The organism is Chlorobium ferrooxidans DSM 13031 (genome assembly GCF_000168715.1).
In the GTDB taxonomy this organism is placed as follows: Bacteria; Bacteroidota; Chlorobiia; order Chlorobiales; family Chlorobiaceae; genus Chlorobium; species Chlorobium ferrooxidans.
Map to the genome: position 1 here is coordinate 90831 of NZ_AASE01000002.1, position 21862 is coordinate 112692.

Genomic DNA, 21862 nt, shown 5'->3' on the forward strand with positions numbered 1-21862 from the left:
TTCTTGACCTCTGTTTATGTATGACAGAGATCTCATTCATCCGTAACACCATGAAGTACGATTTTTCAAAAACAGAAAAGAAATGGCAGGCATACTGGCAGCAGCAGGAGAGCTTTAAAACCGCAGAAACTGCCGATAAACCGAAATACTATGTGCTCGACATGTTTCCCTACCCCAGCGGCTCAGGACTCCATGTCGGCCATCTGGAAGGGTACACCGCCTCGGATATAACCGCCCGCTACAAAAGGAGCTGCGGCTTCAATGTACTGCACCCGATGGGATGGGATGCTTTCGGCCTTCCGGCAGAACAGTTTGCCATCAAAACAGGCACCCACCCGAGAATAACAACCGAACAGAATATCAGAAGCTTCAAGGAGACCCTGCAGGCAATGGGCTTCTCCTACGATTGGTCCCGGGAGATAAACACAACCGATCCGGGATACTTCAAATGGACACAGTGGATTTTTCTCCGGCTCTATGAGATGGGGCTTGCCTATATGTCGGAAGTTGACGTCAACTGGTGTGAAGAGCTTAAAACCGTTCTTGCCAATGAAGAGGTTGAAGAAAAAATTGCCGATGGCTACACCGTTATCCGTCGTCCCCTGCGGCAGTGGGTGCTTAAAATCACCGCGTACGCCGAACGCCTGATCGCCGATCTCGATGAAGTGGATTGGCCGGAAAACGTCAAACAGATGCAGCGCAACTGGATCGGACGATCTGAAGGTGTCGAGATTGATTTTGAACTCCGCTGCCACAAAAGCAAACTCAAGGTCTACACCACACGTCCTGATACCCTTTTCGGCGCAACCTATCTGGTTATCTCTCCCGAGCATCCGCTTGCAGAAAAACTTGCAACCGCTCCGCAGCTTGTTGCGGTGAAAGAGTACATCCGGCAGGCAAAACTGAAAACTGAACTCGAGCGCACCGGCCTGCAGAAAGAGAAAACCGGTGTCTTTACCGGCTCCTATGCCATAAACCCTGCAACCAATGAGCCGCTTCCGGTCTGGATCTCCGACTTTGTCCTGACAAGCTACGGTACCGGGGCGATCATGTCGGTTCCGGCACACGACCAGCGGGACTGGGAGTTCGCCAAACAGTACAACCTCCCGATCATTGAGGTAATCAAAAGTCCTCATAACGTAGAGGAGAAGGTATTTGACGAGAAAAACAGCATCCCGGTCAACTCGTCAAACAGTGAAATATCAATCGACGGGCTCCCCTTCAGGGAGGCTTTTGAATGCATGGCCTCATGGCTTGAATCGAAAAATCTTGGTGCACGAAAAGTTAACTACAAACTCCGCGACTGGATATTCAGCCGCCAGCGATACTGGGGTGAACCGATCCCGATCAAGCACTACGAAGACGGAACACTTCGTACGGAAACCACACTTCCACTCGTTCTTCCCGAAGTTGAAGCCTACCACCCCTCATCAACCGGAGAGTCTCCCCTTGCCAATATTGCGGAGTGGCTCCTTGGAAGCGATGAATTCGGCGTTTTCCGGCGTGAGACCAATACGATGCCCCAGTGGGCCGGCAGTTGCTGGTACTATCTGCGCTTCATTGATCCTGCAAACACCAATGCACTGATCGACCCGGAAAAGGAGCGCTACTGGATGAATGTCGATCTCTATATCGGAGGAGCGGAACATGCTGTACTGCATCTCCTCTACGCCCGATTCTGGCACAAGGTGCTCTTTGATCTTGGTGTTGTAAGCACCCGGGAGCCCTTCAGAAAACTCTTCAACCAGGGTATGATACTCGGTGAAGACAATGAGAAGATGTCGAAATCACGGGGCAATGTCATCCCGGCAGACCATGTTCTTGAGCGCTACGGTGCCGATGCCGTTCGTCTCTACGAGATGTTTCTCGGGCCGCTTGAGCAGGTAAAACCCTGGAACACCAACGGCATTGAAGGGATCAGCCGTTTTCTCTCCAAAGTCTGGCGACTCTTCCACTCCGATTCCGATCGGGATGAAGAGAGCCCTGCTGCAAAGCTGTCAGAAGATCCGATGCCGGAAGAGCTGCTGAGGAAGATGCATAAAACCATCAGGAAAGTCGGCGAGGATACCGAAAACCTGAAGTTCAACACCGCCATATCCGAAATGATGGTCTTCGTCAACGAACTGCACAAGGCCGGATGCCGGAATCGCGAAGCTGTGGAAACCCTGCTCATCCTGCTTGCCCCTTACGCTCCTCACATTACCGAAGAGCTCTGGGAAGCTGCCGGTCACAACAGCTCCATCAGCAAGGCGCCCTTCCCTTCATATCGTCCGGAGCTTGTTGAAGATTCGGTATTGACTATTGCCGTACAGATCAACGGAAAACTGAGAGGCACCTTCCAGGCTCCGGCAAAAAGTCCGAAAGCGCTGCTCCTTGAAGAGGCTCTGAAGGTTGAATCGGTCATTAAATTTCTTGAGGGAAAGAGTATTGTCCGCGAAATTGTAGTCCCGGACAAGCTGGTCAATTTTGCAGTGAAATAAGCGAGCGGAAAAAGTGAACTGCCAGGAGATATTGGCAGGAAGAAAATTTTTATGTAGAATTCAGCGTGAAATAGAAAAACTCGTCATACGGCTTTTTATTCTCCGCTTTAACCGGTTATTTTCCATGTTCCTGACATACCTTTAACGGGGGTATATTTCTTTTTTCAACACATAAAATCTGGTATCAATGGCTACAGACGAAACAACACCAAGCTCACAGAACACCGTGACCTCGTCTTCTGCAAACGATTCGATCAGCTCCGTGCTCTCTGAAAAACGGAAATTTCCGCCCCCTGCAGAGTTTTCGAAAAATGCCCATGTGTCATCCATGGCTGAGTATGAAAAGCTCTATGCTGCAGCTGCCGAAGATCCTGATGCATACTGGGGCGGAATTGCCGAACAGTTTCACTGGTTCAAAAAATGGGACAGCGTACTGGAGTGGAACAGCCCTTATGCCAAATGGTTTAACGGCGGCAAAACCAATATCTGCTACAATGCCCTTGATGTCCATGTCAACAGCTGGAGAAAGAACAAGGCTGCCATTATCTGGGAGGGCGAGGAAGGTGACCAGCGTGTGCTTACTTACGGCGAACTGCACCGCCAGGTCAGCAAATTTGCAAACGTACTCAAAATAGCCGGTATCAGACCCGGTGACAGGGTTGCCATCTACATGGGCATGGTTCCCGAGCTGGTCATTGCCGTTCTGGCCTGTGCACGTGTCGGAGCTGTCCATAACGTTATTTTCGCCGGTTTCTCGGCTCACGCCATCACCGAGCGTGTCAATGACTCCCGAGCCAGGATGGTCATCTGCGCAGACGGTACCAGACGCCGCGGCGGATCCATCAATCTGAAAAATATCGTGGATGAAGCGATTGTCAACACGCCTTCGGTCCGCAGCGTAATCGTACTCAAAGTCACCGGAGAGACCATCAACATGCACGACGGCATGGACCATTGGTGGCACGATCTCATGGGTCTTGCTTCCGACGAGTGTGAACCGGTCGAGGTCGATTCCGAACACCCGCTCTTTGTGCTCTACACCAGCGGTTCAACCGGAAAACCGAAAGGTATCCTGCACACCACCGCCGGATACATGGTGCATGCGGCAAGCTCCTTCAAATACGTTTTTGATATCAAGGATGAGGATATTTACTGGTGTACGGCCGATGTAGGCTGGATTACCGGACACAGCTATATGGCTTACGGTCCGCTGCTCAACGGCGCTACCATGCTTATGTATGAAGGTGCTCCGAACTATCCTCAGTGGGACCGGTTCTGGGATATCATCAACCGCCACAAAGTTACCATCCTCTACACCGCACCAACCGCTATCCGCGCATTCATCCGCGCCGGAAACGAGTGGGTCACCAAACACAACCTCAGCTCGCTCCGACTTCTCGGCAGCGTCGGCGAACCCATCAATCCTGATGTATGGATGTGGTACCACAAGGTGGTCGGACAGGAGAGATGCCCGATTGTCGATACCTGGTGGCAGACAGAGACCGGCGGCATCATGGTCTCTCCGCTTCCCGGTGCAACACCGACCAAACCCGGCACGGCAACCCGCCCGCTCCCCGGCATTGCCGTCGATGTTGTCCACAAGGACGGAACCCCGTGCAAAGCCAACGAAGGCGGATACCTCGTCATCAAAAAGCCATGGCCTTCAATGCTCCGTACCATCTACAACGATAACGAACGCTACGAAAAGACCTACTGGTCGGAGTTCCCCGGTATGTACTTTACCGGTGACGGCGCCCGCAAGGATGATGACGGCTACATCTGGATCATGGGACGTGTTGATGATGTGGTCAACGTTTCAGGCCACCGTCTCGGCACAAGCGAGGTCGAGAGCGCACTGGTCTCCTACGAAGCTGTGGCGGAAGCCGCTGTTGTCAGCCGTCCGGATGAGATCAAGGGTAACGCCCTGGTAGCCTTCGTAACGCTGAAAGACGAGTATGTCGGCGACATGAAGCTCCGTGAGGCGCTCCGCAACCATGTAGCCAAAGAGATCGGACCTATTGCAAAACCTGATGAGATCAGATGGGCCAAAGGTCTTCCGAAAACCAGAAGCGGTAAAATCATGCGCCGTCTCCTCCGTGAACTTGCAACCAGCAATGAGATCAAGGGAGATATCACCACGCTTGAGGATTTCGGAGTACTGGAAAACCTTCGCAGCGGAGAAGAGGACTGATTCCTTCTGCAGGATTGTAAACCATACGAAAAGCGCAGCTCACCCTGCGCTTTTCGCGTTTTTTAAAAGAAAGTGGACTTCAGTGGACGAAGAAATGGTGGACAGAAATGGACATAAGTGGACAAGAGCTGAAGAGGGATAAAACAGACGCTGTTGCCTTTGTTTTGGGACTGTCCACTCCAGTCCACTGGTTGTCCACAAAGTCCACCCTCTTGGTGTCCACGTTATTTTCTTAAAAAAAACAGGCGCAGGATTTCCGCAACAGTAACGTCACACCTGTGAACCCGGTATTTCGATACCCCGAAACAATCCGTTAGACAACCTGAACCAAACAAAAAAACAAAATGTCCTCAATGAAATCATGGGCAACCCCTCTTGCCACAGGCACCTTCATCATTCTTGCCATCACCGGCATCCTGATGTTCTTTAAAATCGAGACCGGATTTATCGGCCCGGTGCATGAATGGCTGAGCTGGGCGCTGATTGCAGGCGTCCTGCTGCATATCGCCGCAAACTGGAAGTCATTTACCGGCTACCTCTCCCGAAAACCCGCGCTTGCCATTATCGGCACAGGGCTCCTTGTCACCCTGATCTCGGTCTTCGCTCCGGTTGAAAAAGAGTCAAACCCCCGGATGAATATCATCAGGGCCGTTGAATCGTCAAGCATCGAAACGGTTGCCGGAGTTGCCGCCGAAAAGAGCGAAACCATCATTGCCAAACTTGAAAGCAAGGGCATCACCGTTGTCAAACCATCCATGACCATCCGGGAAATTGCAGCAAAAAACAGCAGGGAGGAGAAGGATATACTCGGCATCATCTTCGAACAGCCAAAAAAATAAAAATTTCAGGGGCATCCCGACGCCGTCGGGATGCCCCTGAATTCCCAAATAAAGCTTTCCTCCTCTTCAGTTAAGCTGCCAGATCGTAAAGTTCAGAAACGAGGCAAAGCTTACCCAGAGGAGATAGGGAATCAAGAGATTGCCCGCCAAAGGCGAAATCGCCCGGAATTTCACGATAGTAAGCACGATCGCAAGCCAGAGCAGCACAATATCCACCAGAGCAAAGAGCGGGGAGTGCAGTCCGAAAAAAAGCGCTGACCATGCAAGATTCAAAAGAAGCTGAACACCGAACACCGCAAGAGCCCCCTTCACCAGTTTATTTTTATCCCACTCTGTCACAACAAGGTAGAGGGCAATGCCCATGAGGAGGAAGAATAGAGTCCATGCCGGCGGAAAAAGCCAGTCGGGCGGATTCCACGACGGCTTATTGAGCAGCTGATAGTACCACTCCGAGCCCGGCTCTGGCGTAAAGGTTCCACCGGCAAATGCAAACAGAAAACAGAATGCAATGCTGAGTGCAAGTTTTGGGACGTTGAGTTTCATGATTTTGGGTATTATGGTTATAAATCAACGTAAAGCAATAAGTTACTCAACAAACGAAGTTCACCGATAATTCCCGCATGTCAGTCATTGTACCTATAAGTCCCATAAGACCCATAGGTCCCATTCTCTCAACTCTCAACTGAATTCAAAATGCTATATTAGGCACCACTATAAATTGTCGTGAGCGGTTTGCTGTTCAAGCCCCGGAGGGGCGAAATATTGGTAGCGCAGTCCCGACGAAGTCGGGGCCGGGATGGGATTTCGAGCACCGACCAACGAAGTAATCGAATCGCGGAACAAATTAATAGAGGTTCCCTATTGAGTGCCAGTTTTGCAAAACTTATCCTCATGTTACACCATGGAACAAATGAGCAGGGAACTGCAGACCGCCATCAACGCGGCAAGGGCTGCAGGGGCCATCACACTTGAAAAACTCGGAGAACTCACCGAGCGCGAAATCCATACAAAAGAGTCCAAGGATTTTGTGACTGAAGTCGACAAGCGGTGTGAAGCTGCAATTACAGCAATTATCATGGAGAATTTTCCCGAAGACAGCCTTCTCTCGGAAGAGGGGACAATCAGGAACGGGAGTTCGGGACGAACCTGGATTGTTGATCCGCTTGACGGCACCCTTAATTTTATTCACTCCTTCCCGGTATTTTCAATCAGTATCGCGTTGAAAAACGAGCAAAATGATCTCCTTGCCGGAGTAGTCTTTCAGCCACTTCTTGAGGAACTCTTTACGGCTGAACGGGGAAAAGGAGCATACCTGAACGGCAGACGCATCTCTGTTTCAAACCGCACCGACAGCAACAGCTTTCTCATAGCAACCGGTCTTCCCTTCAAGGAGTACCACTATCTGGAGGCCTATTTCGGCATGCTCAAGGAGGTCATTGAAAATTCAGCAGGGGTTCGGCGGGCCGGGTCAGCGGCAATTGATCTGGCCTACACCGCCTGCGGTCGCTTTGACGGCTTCTGGGAGTTCAGGCTTTTTCCGTGGGATTTTGCCGCCGGAGCACTGCTGGTCCGTGAAGCCGGGGGAAGCGTAACCGGCTTTGGCGGAGAGAGCGATCTCTTCGGGCAGCAGAGCATCATCGCCGGCAACGCTGTGACTCATCCACTCCTGCTCGATCAGGCAAAGAGGCACTTTCCCGCATGATGGACCGCCGTGATTTGAACAGGAATACGATCTTTATTATCTTGTACGCTTTATCGGTTACCCCTTACTCCTGTAATCAGCAGAAGGCTATAGTATAGCCAATAATTCCACTTCATTTCCTGTACGGCAGACTCGTCAGGAGCAACAAGAACACTATGCTCATTCATCAGCGCACACTGCAAAAAGAGGTCTCTCTCTGGGGTACCGGACTACACACCGGCAAGGAGTGTATGATCACCTTCAAACCGGCCCCGGTCAACTCCGGCTACCGTTTTGTCCGGACCGATATTGAAAACAGTCCCGAAATACCTGCCCTCATCGAGAATGTGGTTGATGTTCTCCGTGGCACAACCATAGGCCTGGACGGTGTAAAGGTTCATACCACTGAACATGTTCTTGGCGCACTTTACGGCCTTCAGATCGATAACTGCCGTATTGAACTGAGCGGGCCCGAGCCTCCGGTAATGGATGGAAGTTCACACCCCTTCGCGGAAGCCCTGCTTGGTGCAGGTTTCCTTGAGCAGGAGGAACCAAAAAACTACCTTGTCATCGATGAGACCATAGAGTACCATGATGCAGAAAACAGTGTGGATATTGTTGCTCTGCCGCTGGACAATTTCAGAATAACGGTCATGGTCGACTACAAAAATCCCGCCCTCGGCTCCCAGCACTCCGGTCTTTTTGATCTTGAGCAGGAGTTCGTAAAAGATTTTTCGGCATCCAGAACATTCTGCTTCCTCAGTGAAGTCGAAGCACTCGCCAATCAGGGTATCATCAAAGGTGGTGATATCGACAATGCAATCGTCATTATTGACAAAACCATGCAGCAGGAGGAGCTGAGTGCTCTTGGCGAAAAACTCGGTATTGAGAGCGCAAACCTCATCCTCGGAAAAAACGGCATTCTCAACAACAGGGAGCTTCGATTTAAAAATGAGCCTGCCCGCCATAAACTGCTCGATCTTCTCGGAGATATCGCCCTGCTCGGTATGCCGCTGAAAGCCCAGGTTCTTGCCGCAAGGCCGGGCCACGCATCAAATGTTGAATTTGTCAAACAGCTGAAAAAATATGCCGATCGCAACAAGCTCGCCCGGCAGTTCCAGCATGAGAAAAAAGCCGGTGTCATTTTTGATATCAATGCCATTCAGAACATCCTTCCGCATCGCTATCCATTCCTGTTGATTGACAAAATCGTCGAGTTCAAACTGGACGAGAAAATTGTCTCCATCAAGAACGTCACCATGAACGAGCCATTCTTCCAGGGCCATTTCCCCGGAAACCCCATCATGCCGGGAGTGCTTATCCTTGAAGCCATGGCCCAGACAGGCGGCATCATGATGCTTAACGGCAATGACAACATCAAGGAGAGTGTGGTCTACTTCATGGGAATCGACAAGGCACGTTTCCGCAAACCGGTGCTTCCCGGCGACACGCTTGTCATTGAAGCAATCATGACCAACAAGCGCAGAAATGTCTGCCAGTTTGACGCTAAAGCCTATGTACGGGGGGAGCTGGTCTGCGAAGCCTCACTCATGGCGACCGTTGTACAGAAGAGTAAATAACCTGCTTTTTTAATGAATAAAGCCCCCTTCTTCTCCCCGGAGGGGGGCTCTCTCTTTCTTTCACGCAATCCCGGTCAAGCGCAACGTAATCGGCTAAAAAAACAGCTGACGGCGCTTGCAAAAACGCATCTCAACATTCCATCCACAAGTTATCAACATTTTTAACGAACAGGTATAAAGTCCGTTAATAACCGCATCCCCATTTATAATAGCTATTTATGAAACTAAACGCCCTTAACATTCACTTTTCAAAAAAAGTTATCAATACCCTGAAGATAATAATGAGAGTACTGTAAAACCGCTAACCCCCGGAGAAATCAGGCACGATAATCGAGACCCTTGTGTATGCGCAGAAACCTCAAACAATAGAGCACGAAAGAGTAGAGAAGCATTACGGTGGAGAGATAGAGGAAAACCTCCTTCAGCGGATAACGGACAAAAATGGGATGAGGCCAGACCATGACAATAAACATCATGGAGACAAATCCAACAGCCCATTTCCCCGGCCAGAGGGATGTGGTAACAACTGAATGGCGTAACCGGACATAGGCTGCACCGATAAAGATCAGAATATCACGAAGGACTGCAAAAATCACAAACCAGAGGGGAAGCTCACCGATCCAGAGAAAATAGATAGCCACACTGGCAAGGCAGAGCTTGTCGGCAAGAGGGTCAAGAATTTTACCCATATCAGAGACCTCATTGGTCCAACGGGCAGCCTGACCGTCAAACCAGTCGCTCAAAACAGCTATAATCATGATAACCATAGCGATATTGACCTGACCGGTATGAAAATAATAGAGAAACCAGGGTATCAGTATTATTCTCAATACGCTGAGAAAATTCGGCAGATTGATGATGTGACCTTCCACAGTATTGAATTTATGGTTCAGCTTGTTCTCTGGATTAAACTGCTCGATTCAGCTCTCCGCGGCAGCCATAGATCACCGGCAACTCCGCTTCAGCCCCTGATAACCAGATCAGGTGATTCGGTAACAAACTTCGACCAGCTGCCGCCTCCGGAACGGAACTTTCGCTGCGGTATTACAAGATCCCTGCTTTCACCCCGGAGCAGATCACACAATGCTATGCCCAGGGCATCGGTAACGTCAAACGGTTCGGGCACCGGATTGAGGCCAAGTAATCTTCCAACCATAAAGGCAACCTGCTCCTTGGTTGCCGAGCCTCTTCCGGTCACTGCGGATTTGACCTCACGCGGTGCATACTCATGAAGCAGAAGATTACGGTTCATGACCAGAGCAATCACCGCACCCCGCACCTGGCCAAGCTTCAGAGCCGACTGCACATTTTTATTCAAAAAAACAGTCTCAAGCACAACCCTGTCAGGAACAAATGCAGTGATAAGAGCATCAAGTTCACGATAAATCTGACCGATACGCTCTGCATGACTTCTGCTGGCCTGCATCCGGATCACTCCGGATGCAAGAACCCTCAACACTCCTGATTCCTGGCGAATAACGCCATAACCGGTGATCAGGCTTCCGGGATCAATCCCGAGAACAACCATCCGGCCTATCCGTTCAAACTGTTCATGGCACTCTCACTGATCTCCATATTGCTGTAGACTGCCTGGATATCATCATTATTTTCAAGTGCATCAATCAACTTGATCACCTTCTCTGCATCATCGGCTTCAAGCTCGATATAGTTTTCGGGAAGAAGATCAATCTTGGCATTTTCATAAGCGATTGCGGCTTCATCAAGCACTTTTTTAACATCCTCAAGCTGCCTGACATCGGTAATGACGGTATAGTAGTTATCATCATCATCACTGAGATCCTCAAGGCCGGCATCAAGCAGAATTTCCATAAGCTGATCCTCATCGGCGGCGGACTTCAGAACATCAACCGTTCCCTTTCGCTGGAACATCCATGCCACACTGCCGCTTTCGCCCAGAGAGCCGTTATTGCGGCTCATGATATGACGGATATCAGCCACGGTCCGGTTGCGGTTATCCGTTGCCGTTTCAATAATAAGGGCAATCCCTGCCGGACCGTAACCCTCATAGGTGATCTCATCATAGGTCACACCCTCCAGTTCACCTGTCCCCTTCTTGACTGCACGCTGGATATTGTCCATCGGCATGGAGTTGGCCCTTGCCGTATCAATGGCAAGCCTGAGCCGGGGGTTACCGTTTGGATCCCCTCCACCCATTTTTGCTGCTATGGTAATCTCTTTGACCAGCTTGGTAAAGAGGCTTCCTCTTTTCTGATCGGTGGCCGCCTTTTTTCTTTTAATAGTAGCCCATTTGCTATGTCCAGACATAAAAAACTGCTGATTTATAATTGCCGGAAACACCCGTCTATGATAATAGATTTATTTTCTTTAAATAAAATGAAATCCAACGGCATAAGTACTAAGGAATCACTATTTATCACTCCGGAGCGTTTTAAGAAAAAGCGCTACGTAATACCGGAACCGGAGGAGATCCCGGCACACCGGTATATCGCGAGAGATAATAGATGGTGATACATACAAGGTAATCACAAGAACAAATAATGACAAACTTGATCATAGCCTACCAGGGTGAACCCGGCGCCTACAGTGAAATTGCCGCCCTCAGGATTGGAGAGCCGAAACCCTTCGAATCCTTTGAAGAGGTATTTGCTGCCGTCGAAAACCGCGCGGCCGATTTCGCGGTTATCCCCATTGAAAATTCACTCGGAGGCAGCATTCATCAGAACTACGACCTGCTCCTCCAGCACCCGGTCACTATCGCAGCCGAAACCTTTGTCAAGGTGGAGCACTGCCTGCTCGGCATTCACGGCTCAACCATAGCGAATGCAAAAAGGGTACTCTCCCATCCCCAGGCACTCGCACAGTGCCGCAATTTCTTTGCAGCACACAAAGAAGTTAAAGCTGAAGTAGCCTATGACACTGCCGGCAGCGCAAAAATAATTGCCGCTGACAACGACCCCACAAAACTGGCCATTGCATCAAAAAGAGCCGGCGAACTCTACGGACTCCGGATCCTGCAGGAGAACCTGGCAGACGAAGAGTGGAATATCACCCGATTCTTCTGTATTTCGCATGCAGAGAACAGTGTTGCGCTTCAGCTCGAAACCGGAACGGACCCCGCACAATATAAAACATCCATAGCCTTCACCCTGCCGAACGAACCGGGATCACTTTTTAAAGCCATGGCAACCTTTGCCCTGCGAGGTATCGATATGACTAAAATAGAGTCGCGGCCATTTCGAAAAAAAGCATTTGAGTATCTGTTCTATGTTGACTTTACCGGGCATCAGAGCGACCCGAATATCCATAACGCCCTCTGCCATCTCCGCGAATTCGCAACCATGGTCAAGGTGCTTGGCAGTTACGGGGTGGTTGCATCATGAGCCGCAAACAGCTTGATTTTTTCCATTCCGGCAGTGCGGAAAGAGCGGTAGCCCCGCCGAAACCGGTTGCTGAAAAACCAAAGCTCATTCTGATCGACGGTATGGCCATGCTCTATCGGGCTTTTTTTGCCCTCCAGCGGGCAGGGATGACCAGTCGTGACGGCAAGCCGACCGGAGCAGTGTATGGATTTACCTCAGCGCTGCTGAAAATCTTTGAAACCTATAAGCCCGACTACCTGGCGGCAGCATTCGACAGCCGTGAAAAAACCTTCCGTCACCATCTCTACCCGCTCTACAAGGCAAACCGTTCCGCTCCGCCCGAAGATCTCATCAGCCAGCTCGATGCGGTCTTCGAGCTGCTTGCAGCTTTCGATATCCCGCTCATCAAAATCCCCGGATTCGAGGCCGACGATCTTATCGGCACAGCCGCACGGATATTTCAACCGGAATGCGCAGTCTTTATCGTCACGCCGGACAAGGACCTTGCCCAGCTGGTCCAGGACGGAGTAAGCATCCTGAGGCCCGGTAAAAACCAGAATGAGCTTGAACTGCTCGGCCGGAGCGAGATCGCTGAACAGTTCGGGGTTCCTCCCGAGCGATTTACCGACCTGCTGACACTAACCGGAGATACCTCCGACAATATCCCCGGAGCAAAAGGGATCGGGCCGAAAACCGCAGCAACACTGCTCGGCAAATACGACTCCCTGCAGAATATCTACCTCCATCTCGGTGATCTCTCCCCAAAAAACAGACTCACTCTTGAAGAGTTTCAGCCGCAGCTCGACCTGATAAAGCAGCTCGTCACCATTCGCACGGATCTGCAGATCGACCTCACGCTGAAAGAGCTTGCCTGCGGTTCACCGGACCTCACCTTGCTGTTACCGCTCCTGAATAAACTGGAGCTTAAAACCGTTATCGGACGGCTTCCTGTCGTCTTTCCGAAGCTCATGGAACATGCTTCCCTTGAGGCGAGTATGCATGACGGTCCGGACAGTCCCCTCGCTGCAGCAGAGCCGGAACTCCGCTCACCCCGAACCGGCGCCGATTATGGCGTGATCACCACAGAGGAAGGGCTGAAGGCACTCATCAATTCACTTCAGGACGCTCCCCGGATCGCGGTGGATACCGAAACGACCAGCCTCAACACCTTTGAAGCTGAACTTGCCGGCATATCAATCTCCACAGAGGCCCGTAAAGCCCGCTTTATCGCACTTGCAAACAGCTCACTCAATCCTCAGAGTGCCCTTGAGCTCCTCAGACCGCTGCTTGAAAACCCTGAACTGCCGAAAACCGGCCAGAACCTCAAATACGATATTCTTGTTCTGAAGAAATACGGCATTGATCTCACGCCTGTCGGATTCGATACCATGCTGGCCAGCTATGTACTTGACCCGGAGGAGAAGCACAATCTCGATGATCTGGCAGCCCGCCATCTCGGTTACAAAACAACTACCTTTGAAGAGCTCACAGGCACCGGAAAAGCAAAACTGCATATTTTCGATGTGGAACCCGAACAACTCTCCGACTACGCCTGTCAGGATGCCGATCTTGCCCTGCAGCTTGAGGAGATCTTCCGCAAAAAACTTGAAGGGGAAAAAGAGCTTCTCTGGCTATGCGAGCATATAGAATTTCCGCTGGTCAGTGTACTTGCCGCCATGGAGCATGCCGGTATCTGTATCGACACGCCCCATCTTGAAAAGACCTCCGAAGCGGTCGGAAAAGAACTTGAACTGCTGACGGAAAAGATATACGCAGCGTCAGGCGCACCATTCAACATCGACTCACCGAAGCAGCTCTCCAATATTCTCTTCAATGTGCTCGGTCTTCCCACAAAAAAGAGCACCAAAACCGGCTTTTCAACAAATGTCGAAGTGCTCGAAGAGCTCGCAGAGCTTCATCCCGTTGTAGCAAGTCTGCTTGAATACCGGACGCTCCAGAAGCTCAAGACCACCTATATTGATGCACTGCCGAAAATAGTCAATCCTTTAACCGGAAGGCTGCATACCTCTTTCAACCAGTTTATCACGGCAACCGGAAGGCTCTCCTCATCAAACCCGAACCTGCAGAACATCCCTATCCGCTCCCCTCTCGGCAAGGAGATCCGCAGGGCTTTTATTCCTTCATCACCGGACAAGTGGCTGCTGTCGGCAGACTACTCCCAGATTGAACTTCGAATTGCGGCTGAAATTTCCGGAGACCCGCAGCTCATTGAAGCATTCCGTAACCGTGAAGATATCCATACGGCAACTGCCCGGGTAATTTTCGGCAGTGATGAGATAACTCCCGACATGCGGCGGAAGGCAAAAGAGGTGAACTTCGGTGTCCTCTACGGCATCATGCCGTTCGGCCTTTCAAAGCGGCTCAACATCCCCCGTTCCGAGGCAATCGCTATCATAGATACCTATAAAGCCAAATATCCGGGGCTCTTCCTCGCCCTGCAGGAGATTATCGAAACCGGAAAAAAAGATGGTTACGTTTCGACCCTTCTCGGACGGCGCCGCTATATTGCTGATCTCAACAGCCGCAATTCCAATATTCAGAAAGCGGCGGAACGGGCGGCAATGAATACGCCGATCCAGGGCACAGCGGCCGATATCATCAAGTGTGCCATGAACCTCTGCAGCGAGCGCCTGCGAAAAAACTCCATGCGTTCGGTTATGCTTCTTCAGGTACATGACGAGCTGCTCTTCGAAACTACTGATGAAGAAAAAGAGCCGCTTGCCGACTTGATAGAAGAGGCAATGATCGATGCAGCAATAATTTGCGGGTTGAAAAATGTTCCCGTAGAGGTCGATACCGGCATCGGAAAAAACTGGCTGGATGCCCACTAATCATTGGGTTATAGAAAAAGTTTTTTTATACTTCTCAATCGATAATGACTCACATACTCAGCGTGATAATCCGGATAGCACATGTCTTCAAACACACGATTTATGATTCGAACTGATTACGTCAGAAAAGTGAAGAACTCCCTCTTTTCGATCCCCTTTTCACTGCCACCTGTTCTTGCCCTGCTGCTTCTCTCTCTCTTGCTCCAGTCACCACCCCGTTCGCTTCATGCTGAAGAAAAACAGCCTGCGGTAACCAAAACCAGCGATCAGACCAAAACTACCGAGGGACTGCTGGCAAGTACAGAACAGATGATTGAACACCTGATCCTGCAGATTGAACGCCAAAGGGAGAGCACACCTGAAACGGGAGAACTATCAGATAACCCGAGACCAACATCCTTTTTTGCCAGCGTACCCAATATCAAACCGCTTTCCGGCTCAATTACCAGCAAATTCGGTATCAGGGTACATCCAATCTACAATGTGCCTCTTTTTCACTCCGGCATTGACTTTGCTGCGGCCGAAGGATCAAGAGTGCGCTCAACAGGTGACGGTATTGTAGCTTTCTCGGGATATGACCGGGGGTATGGCCAGAAAATCACCATCAATCACGGTTACGGCTATAAAACAATCTATGGCCATCTCTCAAAAGCTCTGGTTCGTCAGGGTCAAAGAGTCAAGCGCGGCGACATCATCGCGCTTTCCGGCAACACCGGAGTTTCAACCGGGCCGCACCTGCACTACGAAGTGCGCAAAAACAATCTCTTAGTAAATCCAACCGCCTATTTCTTTGATGATGCAAATCCTGACAAATTCATCACAACAAAGGACGCTTCAGCCGAAGAGAGTGGTAATAACTCTTAAACCGATTCAATCGACGCAGTATGTATTGGAATTTAGACCTGGCCCGTTATATAGCCGATGCCCCATGGCCTGTAACAAAAGATGAACTGATCAATTACGCCAACAGAACCGGCGCGCCCCAGCAAGTAATTGACAACCTGATTGATCTTCCCGATAGTGACGACATGTATGAAACCATTGATGAGATATGGCCTGACTACCCTACAGATGAGGACTTTCTGTACGGCGATGAAGAACCATTAACATAGAGCCAAAAAGGGAGCCAGTGTTTTTTTTTTAAATAAATCCCGTTATGCAAGGGCAAAAGTCTTCGCACTTGTTGCCCTTCTTCTCCTCTTTGCCTTACCGGTAAATGCTCTTCCCGAACCTTCTGAAACAGTCAGAGAAACGGTAACGCCCTATGTCGGCAACATTCGCTTTTCCGGCAATAAATCGATCAGTGAGGATGAACTCCGCCAGATCATTGCTACCACAGAACACTCATCCTTCCTCGGATTAGGGCTCTTTGGCGGGGCAAAAAAACCATTCAACCCCGAAGAGTTTAACAAGGATATCTCCCTCATAAAAAAGCTCTACACCTACAAAGGCTATTTTTTCAGTGAGGTAAACACCACTGTTGATAAAAAAGGAGACGGCCGGAAAGTCAATATCAACATCCGGATCCGTGAAAACGAGCCATCAAGAGTAGACAGCCTCAACTACATTGGTCTTGAGCCAATTTCCGACGAGCTCCGAACGCTCTTTCTCAATCAGAAACGCCTCAAAGTCAACGATATATTTTCCGTTGAACGACTGATTGAAGAACGAAACCGCACCATCTCCTTTTTCAAAGAGTATGGCTATACCTTTTTTCATGAAGACAGTATCCGCATCAAGGTTGATACCGTCGGCACCCATGCCGGCGTCCGGTTCAGGTTCAATCTGCCGCAACGCCTCAAATACGGCAGTGTCAATGTCGTTGTCAACACTACTTCGAGAAACACCGGCACCGCAAAAGTACATGCATATACAAAAGAGGGGATCAGCACCACCATTATCGGCAAACAGAAAATAGCTCCGGATCTCATTGTTTCAGCCATAGAATTCAGACCGGGCGATACAACCCGCCAGAGTCGTGAACAGAACACCCTGCAGAATTTTGGCCTTACAAACCTCTTTTCCTCTATTTATATCAATCAGGACTCGGTCCGCGCCGGCGAGCTCTTCACCACACTCCATCTGGAAACCGCACCAAAGTACCAGATAGAGCCCAAGCTGCTGGTGGACAACCGCTACGGGGAGCTTTTTTTCGGAGGAGCACTGGCCTTTGAAAACAAAAATATCTTTGGTGGAGCTGAAAAATTCCTTTCAACGGCAGCTTACGGCACCCAGTCCGGCAGCAGCACCAGACTGCTTTCAAACCTTGCTCCGGGTGATTATGACAAGGTAACTCCCAGGGAGTTCAGCCTGAAAAACCGGCTGCTTCTGCCTGTTCTTAAAAAACCGGGAAACTTCTATTCCATAACGGCCGAATATGCAACCATAACTCAACCGATACTGCTCTCAAGCCGGAACGGACTGCTCCGTAGCAGCTACAGTGCAAAACTTGGCCCTTCATCCCGCCTGAATTTCGACTTTTTTGAATTTGAACTGGTACAGAAGGACTCCCTTCGCGGCTTTAAAAAGCTCTTTAAAACCGACCTTGCCCGCAATATCGGCATAGACCCGACCAATGAGAGCAGAGTCAACGCGGGAATTGACAGCCTGCTCAACACCCATGTCAACCAGAGCTTCCGGCTTCGCTATAACTACTCGAACCGGCTGAATGCACTGCCCGAAAAAACAATCTGGAACCTCGATCTGCTCGTTGAAGAGTCCGGTAGTCTGGCATGGCTCGTTGACAACTATCTTGACAAAAAACCGTATGCAGGCTTTACCGAGAGTGACCCCCAGATATTCGGCATAGCCTATTCCCAGTATGTCAAGCTGGAATCAGGTATGGGATTTGCCAAAAACCTTTCACCCGGCAGCCAGCTGGCAGGGAGATGGAGTATCGGGTTGATGCGGCCGTACGGCAAGGCTGAAACGACTCCCGAAGAACGGCGATTTTATGCCGGCGGGCCGAACAGTATGCGCGGCTGGCTGTTCAACACCCTTGGCCCCGGCAGGAGCGCCAGTGAAGCTGCCTCAAATTTCGGGGCGGACATCAAGCTTGAGCTCGGTTTGGAGTACCGTCTCAAATTCTTCAGGTTCTTCAAGCAGCAATCAGGAGTCACCTTCTTTACCGATGTCGGTAACATCTGGGATCGAACCGGGCCATACGCCCTGACACTGCGCTCGTTGAGAAGAGATTTTGCCTGGGATGCAGGCGCCGGATTCAGAATAGGCTCCCCGATCGGTCCCTTCCGTTTTGACTTCGCCTGGAAAATCCATGACCCGGCTGAAGTGCAGCCATGGCGAATAGCTCAATGGCGCCTGAAAGACTACACCTTCAATTTTGGAATTGGAGAGGCTTTTTAATTATTTCATTACAAGGATATTTTTTTCACGATCAACAGAAGTACAACCATGCCTGCACACTCAACACTCCTGGCCCCATCCATTCTCTCGGCAGACTTCACAGATCTCCGTTCATCAATAGCAATCGCTGAAAATGCGGGCGCCGAGTGGATTCACTGCGATATCATGGACGGAAACTTTGTACCGAACATCACCTTCGGGCCATTCATCGTTCAGGCAATCGCATCATGTACCTCCATGATCATCGATACACACCTCATGATTGCCGCACCGGACCGTTACATCGAGGAGTTTGTCAAGGCAGGATCACACCAGATCACCGTCCACCAGGAGGCCTGCCCGCACCTGCACCGCACCATTCAGTTCATCAAAAGTCTCGGAGCAAAAGCGGGAGTCTCGATCAACCCCGGAACACCGGTCTCAACGCTTGAATCGATTCTACCCGACCTTGACCTTGTTCTCCTGATGTCGGTCAATCCCGGTTTCGGCGGCCAGAAGTTTATCCCCTCTTCAATAGGAAAGATCAGAGAGCTGCACAACATGCGCACAAGGATCAATCCTGAGCTGGTTATCGCTATTGATGGCGGTATTACGGAGGATAATGCTCAGGAGGTTGTTTCAGCAGGAGCCGATGCGCTGATAGCGGGTACCGCGTTCTTCAAGGCCGCAAACCCTGCGGAAACAGCGGCAAAAATCAGGGCTTTGACCAGGTAAGCGAAGAGAGTTCCGGACTGGTATGCAGCCCCTCTCCTATCAGCACGGCATCGAAAGATGCCTGCTCGATCAGGGCAATATCGGCGGCGGTTTTCAGACCGCTCTCGGCCACAGCCAATACGCCGGATGGAATGTAGGGCCGGAGGATCACGGAGGTCTGGATATCAACCGAAAAGTCCTTGAGATTGCGGTTGTTCACGCCGATTATCGCTGCGCCGGCTTCAACTGCCTGCTCAAGCTCTTTATGATCGTGAACCTCTACCAGCACATGCAGGCCTATTGAAGCTGCTACCTGTAAATAGTCCGCAAGCTGGCTGCGGTCAAGCGCGGCAACGATGAGCAGAATGGCATCAGCTCCGATCAGGCGTGACTCAAAAATCTGGGTTTCATCGATAATAAAATCCTTTCGCAGAACCGGCAGCGGAAATGAACGGCTGACAAGCTGGAGATAGTCGTTCGAACCCTGAAAAAACCGGCGGTCGGTCAGCACCGAATAAGCCGAGGCACCGAGTTCCAGGTAGCGACCGGCAATCGCCGCAGGATCAAAATCGTGTACTATAAGACCGCGCGAGGGAGAGGCTTTTTTGATTTCAGCAATAAGCCTTACCCCCCCGTCACTTCTTTTGAGGGCGGCGGTAAAATCACGGCACAAAGCAAAAGAGCCCTGCTCCGCCATATAGCGCTGCAGGGGCTTCTCTTTTTTGAGCTCCGCTATCTCCCGTCTCTTCTCCTCTAAAATCCTGGTAAGGTAGGTCATGGCGCTCACTCGGCGGCAGCAAGTTCCCTGAGCTCATTTTCGAACTCAACGATCTGGCGGATATTGTCGAGAAACCATGGATCAATTCCGGTTGACTGATGCACCTCATCAATGGTCGCACCCGCCTGAAATGCGTAACGGAGATAAAAGATCCTGTCCGCTTTCGGTATCCTTATCTTCTCCAGAATATCCTCTTTGGCAAACTTCTTCTGCTGCTGCGTCATATCAAGCACATTCATGATATCCTTGCCGTCGGAGCCAAGACCGGCACGACCGATCTCAAGTCCCCTGAGCGACTTCTGCAGCGCTTCGCGGAAGTTGCGGCCGAACGCCATCACTTCACCGACCGACTTCATCTGCACACCCAGACGGGCGTCAACATTCTTGAACTTTTCAAAATCCCAGCGGGGAACCTTGACGACGCAGTAATCAATGACCGGCTCAAAACTGGCCGGAGTGGTTTTAGTGATATCATTGAGAATTTCGTCGAGTGTATAACCCACGGCAAGCTTTGCCGCAACCTTGGCAATCGGAAATCCGGTCGCCTTGGAGGCCAGTGCAGAGCTGCGCGACACACGCGGATTCATCTCAATAACAACGATACGGCCATTCCCTGGATGAATGGCAAACTGGATATTGCTGCCGCCGGTCTCAACACCGATTTCGCGGATAATCCGGACCGAAGCATCCCTGAGCTCCTGGTACTGGCGGTCGGTAAGTGTCTGGGCTGGCGCTACGGTAATACTGTCGCCGGTGTGCACGCCCATCGGATCAAAATTTTCGATAGAGCAGACAATAATGACATTATCGGCCAGATCACGAATCACCTCAAGCTCATACTCCTTCCAGCCGAAGAGGCACTCCTCAACCAGCACTTCACTGATGGGACTTTCAGCAAGACCTCTGCGGACCGCTTCATAATAGTCTGACTTGGTTTCGGCAAAACCGCCGCCGGTACCTCCAAGCGTAAACGAGGGACGGATAATGATCGGAAGACCTATCTCCTCAAGCGCCTCTTTTGCCTCTTTTTCATTGCGGACAAAAACACCCTTGGCCATCTCAAGGCCTATTTTCTTCATGGCATCGCTGAAAAACTCACGGTTTTCAGCCTTTCTGATTGCGCGAAGCTTTGCGCCGATAAGCTCAACCCCGTTACGTTCAAGAATGCCGGACTCGGCAAGAGCGACCGCCGTATTCAATGCAGTCTGACCGCCCATGGTAGGCAGAAGCGCATCAGGCTTCTCCTTCTCTATGATTTTCTGCACATACTCCGGTGTAATCGGCTCAATATAGGTGGCATCGGCAAACTCAACATCGGTCATAATGGTCGCCGGATTGCTGTTCACCAGAATAACACGATAGCCATCCTCCTTGAGAGCACGGCAGGCCTGAGTGCCGGAATAATCAAACTCACAGGCCTGACCGATCACAATAGGACCGGCCCCAATCACTAAAATCGACTTTATATCTTCCCGCTTTGGCACGTTGTTTCGGGTTTTAATACTTGGTAAGCTTCAAAATGAACGTAATGTACAAAATATTTGCCGAGTTTCACCCCTCTTCATCTTGTCCACCAGCGTCCACTACACTCCACTCTCTTCCGCTACTCCATCACCCTGATCTGCTCCTGGTGAAAACCGCCTGACTCACGTCTCAGCCATGCCGTTACCTCTTTCGGTTCACGATTCATCAGTGAAATAATCAGCATGGTATGGCCCGATCGGGCAAAATCAACATCGTGAAGTGACGGAATCGCCGGCGAATTGATATGCGAGTGGTAGGAACCGACAATCTGGTAACCGAGGCGTTCGGCCTCCCTCTCGACAGCGTCATACTCATTATGCGAAATCTCAAAACCATGTTCCCGTCCGGAATAAAGGCAGTTCCTGCAGGGAGCAACCTCATAGACAATGTTCTCGATATTGCCCCGGTGATCTACATTTTTCACTCCCGCAAGCAGCCCGCAGCACTCATAGGGCAGTTCCCGGAAAGCCTGTTCCTGAATAATTTCAAATTTACGCCTGAGTAGTTTCATAAAACAACTATCGATTGACTTGATACGTA

General features: G+C 50.5%; 19 protein-coding genes and 1 pseudogene. 12 read left to right on the top strand and 8 right to left on the bottom strand.

The features are described 5' to 3' along the window. Positions 1-50 precede the first annotated feature (50 nt). The 3 genes from leuS (at position 51) to CFERDRAFT_RS01920 (ending at position 5510) form a co-directional block, all read left to right on the top strand. Complete coding sequence (leuS, locus tag CFERDRAFT_RS01910) at positions 51-2480, top strand: leucine--tRNA ligase (protein WP_040432914.1); 2430 nt, start codon at positions 51-53, stop codon at positions 2478-2480. Between the two features lie 187 nt (positions 2481-2667). Then, positions 2668-4671 carry an acetate--CoA ligase gene (gene acs / locus CFERDRAFT_RS01915; RefSeq protein WP_006365507.1) on the top strand — a complete coding sequence of 668 codons (2004 nt, stop codon included), beginning with the start codon at positions 2668-2670 and terminating at the stop codon, positions 4669-4671. Between the two features lie 344 nt (positions 4672-5015). Continuing rightward, the gene (locus CFERDRAFT_RS01920) at positions 5016-5510 is read left to right on the top strand and encodes a DUF4405 domain-containing protein (RefSeq protein WP_006365508.1); all 495 of its coding nucleotides are present in this window, start codon (positions 5016-5018) and stop codon (positions 5508-5510) included. Between the two features lie 66 nt (positions 5511-5576). Here the strand turns inward: CFERDRAFT_RS01920 and CFERDRAFT_RS01925 are convergent, their stop codons facing one another. Beyond that, positions 5577-6053: a TspO/MBR family protein gene (locus CFERDRAFT_RS01925; protein WP_006365509.1), complete on the bottom strand. Its 477-nt coding sequence runs from the start codon at positions 6051-6053 to the stop codon at positions 5577-5579. Between the two features lie 358 nt (positions 6054-6411). Between CFERDRAFT_RS01925 and CFERDRAFT_RS01930 the strand changes: the two genes are divergently transcribed. Beyond that, a complete protein-coding gene (locus CFERDRAFT_RS01930) occupies positions 6412-7212 on the top strand; it encodes an inositol monophosphatase family protein (RefSeq protein WP_006365510.1) in 801 nt (266 codons plus the stop codon). Positions 7213-7367: 155 nt separating this feature from the next. Next, entirely contained in the window at positions 7368-8771 is a 1404-nt protein-coding gene (locus CFERDRAFT_RS01935) for a bifunctional UDP-3-O-[3-hydroxymyristoyl] N-acetylglucosamine deacetylase/3-hydroxyacyl-ACP dehydratase (RefSeq protein WP_006365511.1), read from the top strand. A 317-nt stretch (positions 8772-9088) separates the two neighbouring features. Here CFERDRAFT_RS01935 and CFERDRAFT_RS01940 read toward each other — a convergent pair whose 3' ends face one another. From CFERDRAFT_RS01940 to CFERDRAFT_RS01950, 3 genes are all read right to left on the bottom strand, one after another. Next, a complete protein-coding gene (locus CFERDRAFT_RS01940; RefSeq protein ID WP_006365512.1) occupies positions 9089-9643 on the bottom strand; it encodes a CDP-alcohol phosphatidyltransferase family protein in 555 nt (184 codons plus the stop codon). A gap of 89 nt (positions 9644-9732) precedes the next feature. Further along, positions 9733-10299, bottom strand: coding sequence for a crossover junction endodeoxyribonuclease RuvC (ruvC, locus tag CFERDRAFT_RS01945; protein WP_006365513.1), 567 nt, complete (start codon positions 10297-10299; stop codon positions 9733-9735). Between the two features lie 5 nt (positions 10300-10304). Then, positions 10305-11057, bottom strand: a complete 753-nt coding sequence (locus CFERDRAFT_RS01950; RefSeq protein WP_006365514.1) for a YebC/PmpR family DNA-binding transcriptional regulator — start codon at positions 11055-11057, stop codon at positions 10305-10307. A 233-nt stretch (positions 11058-11290) separates the two neighbouring features. Here CFERDRAFT_RS01950 and pheA point away from each other — a divergent pair, with 233 nt between their 5' ends. The 5 genes and pseudogenes from pheA to CFERDRAFT_RS12545 form a co-directional block, all read left to right on the top strand. Continuing rightward, positions 11291-12133 (top strand): prephenate dehydratase, encoded by an 843-nt coding sequence (gene pheA, locus CFERDRAFT_RS01955; protein WP_006365515.1) that lies wholly within the window; start codon positions 11291-11293, stop codon positions 12131-12133. Continuing rightward, entirely contained in the window at positions 12130-14964 is a 2835-nt protein-coding gene (gene polA / locus CFERDRAFT_RS01960) for a DNA polymerase I (protein WP_006365516.1), read from the top strand. The genes pheA and polA overlap by 4 nt, the downstream gene beginning before the upstream one ends. A 102-nt stretch (positions 14965-15066) precedes the next feature. After that, the gene (locus CFERDRAFT_RS01965) at positions 15067-15828 is read left to right on the top strand and encodes a M23 family metallopeptidase (protein ID WP_232209737.1); all 762 of its coding nucleotides are present in this window, start codon (positions 15067-15069) and stop codon (positions 15826-15828) included. Between the two features lie 20 nt (positions 15829-15848). After that, a complete protein-coding gene (locus CFERDRAFT_RS01970) occupies positions 15849-16076 on the top strand; it encodes a DUF2795 domain-containing protein (RefSeq protein ID WP_006365518.1) in 228 nt (75 codons plus the stop codon). 160 nt (positions 16077-16236) lie between these two features. Beyond that, positions 16237-16485 (top strand): annotated as a pseudogene (locus tag CFERDRAFT_RS12545) (POTRA domain-containing protein); the annotation flags it as partial. 21 nt (positions 16486-16506) lie between these two features. Here the strand turns inward: CFERDRAFT_RS12545 and CFERDRAFT_RS12550 are convergent. After that, complete coding sequence (locus CFERDRAFT_RS12550; protein ID WP_232209738.1) at positions 16507-16725, bottom strand: hypothetical protein; 219 nt, start codon at positions 16723-16725, stop codon at positions 16507-16509. A gap of 363 nt (positions 16726-17088) precedes the next feature. On the opposite strand from CFERDRAFT_RS12550, the gene CFERDRAFT_RS12555 reads away from it, so the two are divergent. Both CFERDRAFT_RS12555 and rpe read left to right on the top strand, forming a co-directional pair. Beyond that, positions 17089-18327, top strand: coding sequence for a BamA/TamA family outer membrane protein (locus CFERDRAFT_RS12555; RefSeq protein ID WP_006365519.1), 1239 nt, complete (start codon positions 17089-17091; stop codon positions 18325-18327). 48 nt (positions 18328-18375) lie between these two features. Then, positions 18376-19041 carry a ribulose-phosphate 3-epimerase gene (gene rpe, locus CFERDRAFT_RS01980; protein WP_006365521.1) on the top strand — a complete coding sequence of 222 codons (666 nt, stop codon included), beginning with the start codon at positions 18376-18378 and terminating at the stop codon, positions 19039-19041. Here the strand turns inward: rpe and trpC are convergent. The 3 genes from trpC to CFERDRAFT_RS01995 form a co-directional block, all read right to left on the bottom strand. Further along, a complete protein-coding gene (gene trpC, locus CFERDRAFT_RS01985) occupies positions 19022-19798 on the bottom strand; it encodes an indole-3-glycerol phosphate synthase TrpC (protein ID WP_006365520.1) in 777 nt (258 codons plus the stop codon). The genes rpe and trpC overlap by 20 nt on opposite strands. A gap of 5 nt (positions 19799-19803) precedes the next feature. Continuing rightward, on the bottom strand, positions 19804-21282 hold the full coding sequence (gene carB, locus CFERDRAFT_RS01990; RefSeq protein WP_006365522.1) for a carbamoyl-phosphate synthase large subunit: 1479 nt from the start codon (positions 21280-21282) through the stop codon (positions 19804-19806). 119 nt (positions 21283-21401) lie between these two features. Then, positions 21402-21833: a Mov34/MPN/PAD-1 family protein gene (locus CFERDRAFT_RS01995; protein WP_006365523.1), complete on the bottom strand. Its 432-nt coding sequence runs from the start codon at positions 21831-21833 to the stop codon at positions 21402-21404. Positions 21834-21862: the final 29 nt, after the last annotated feature.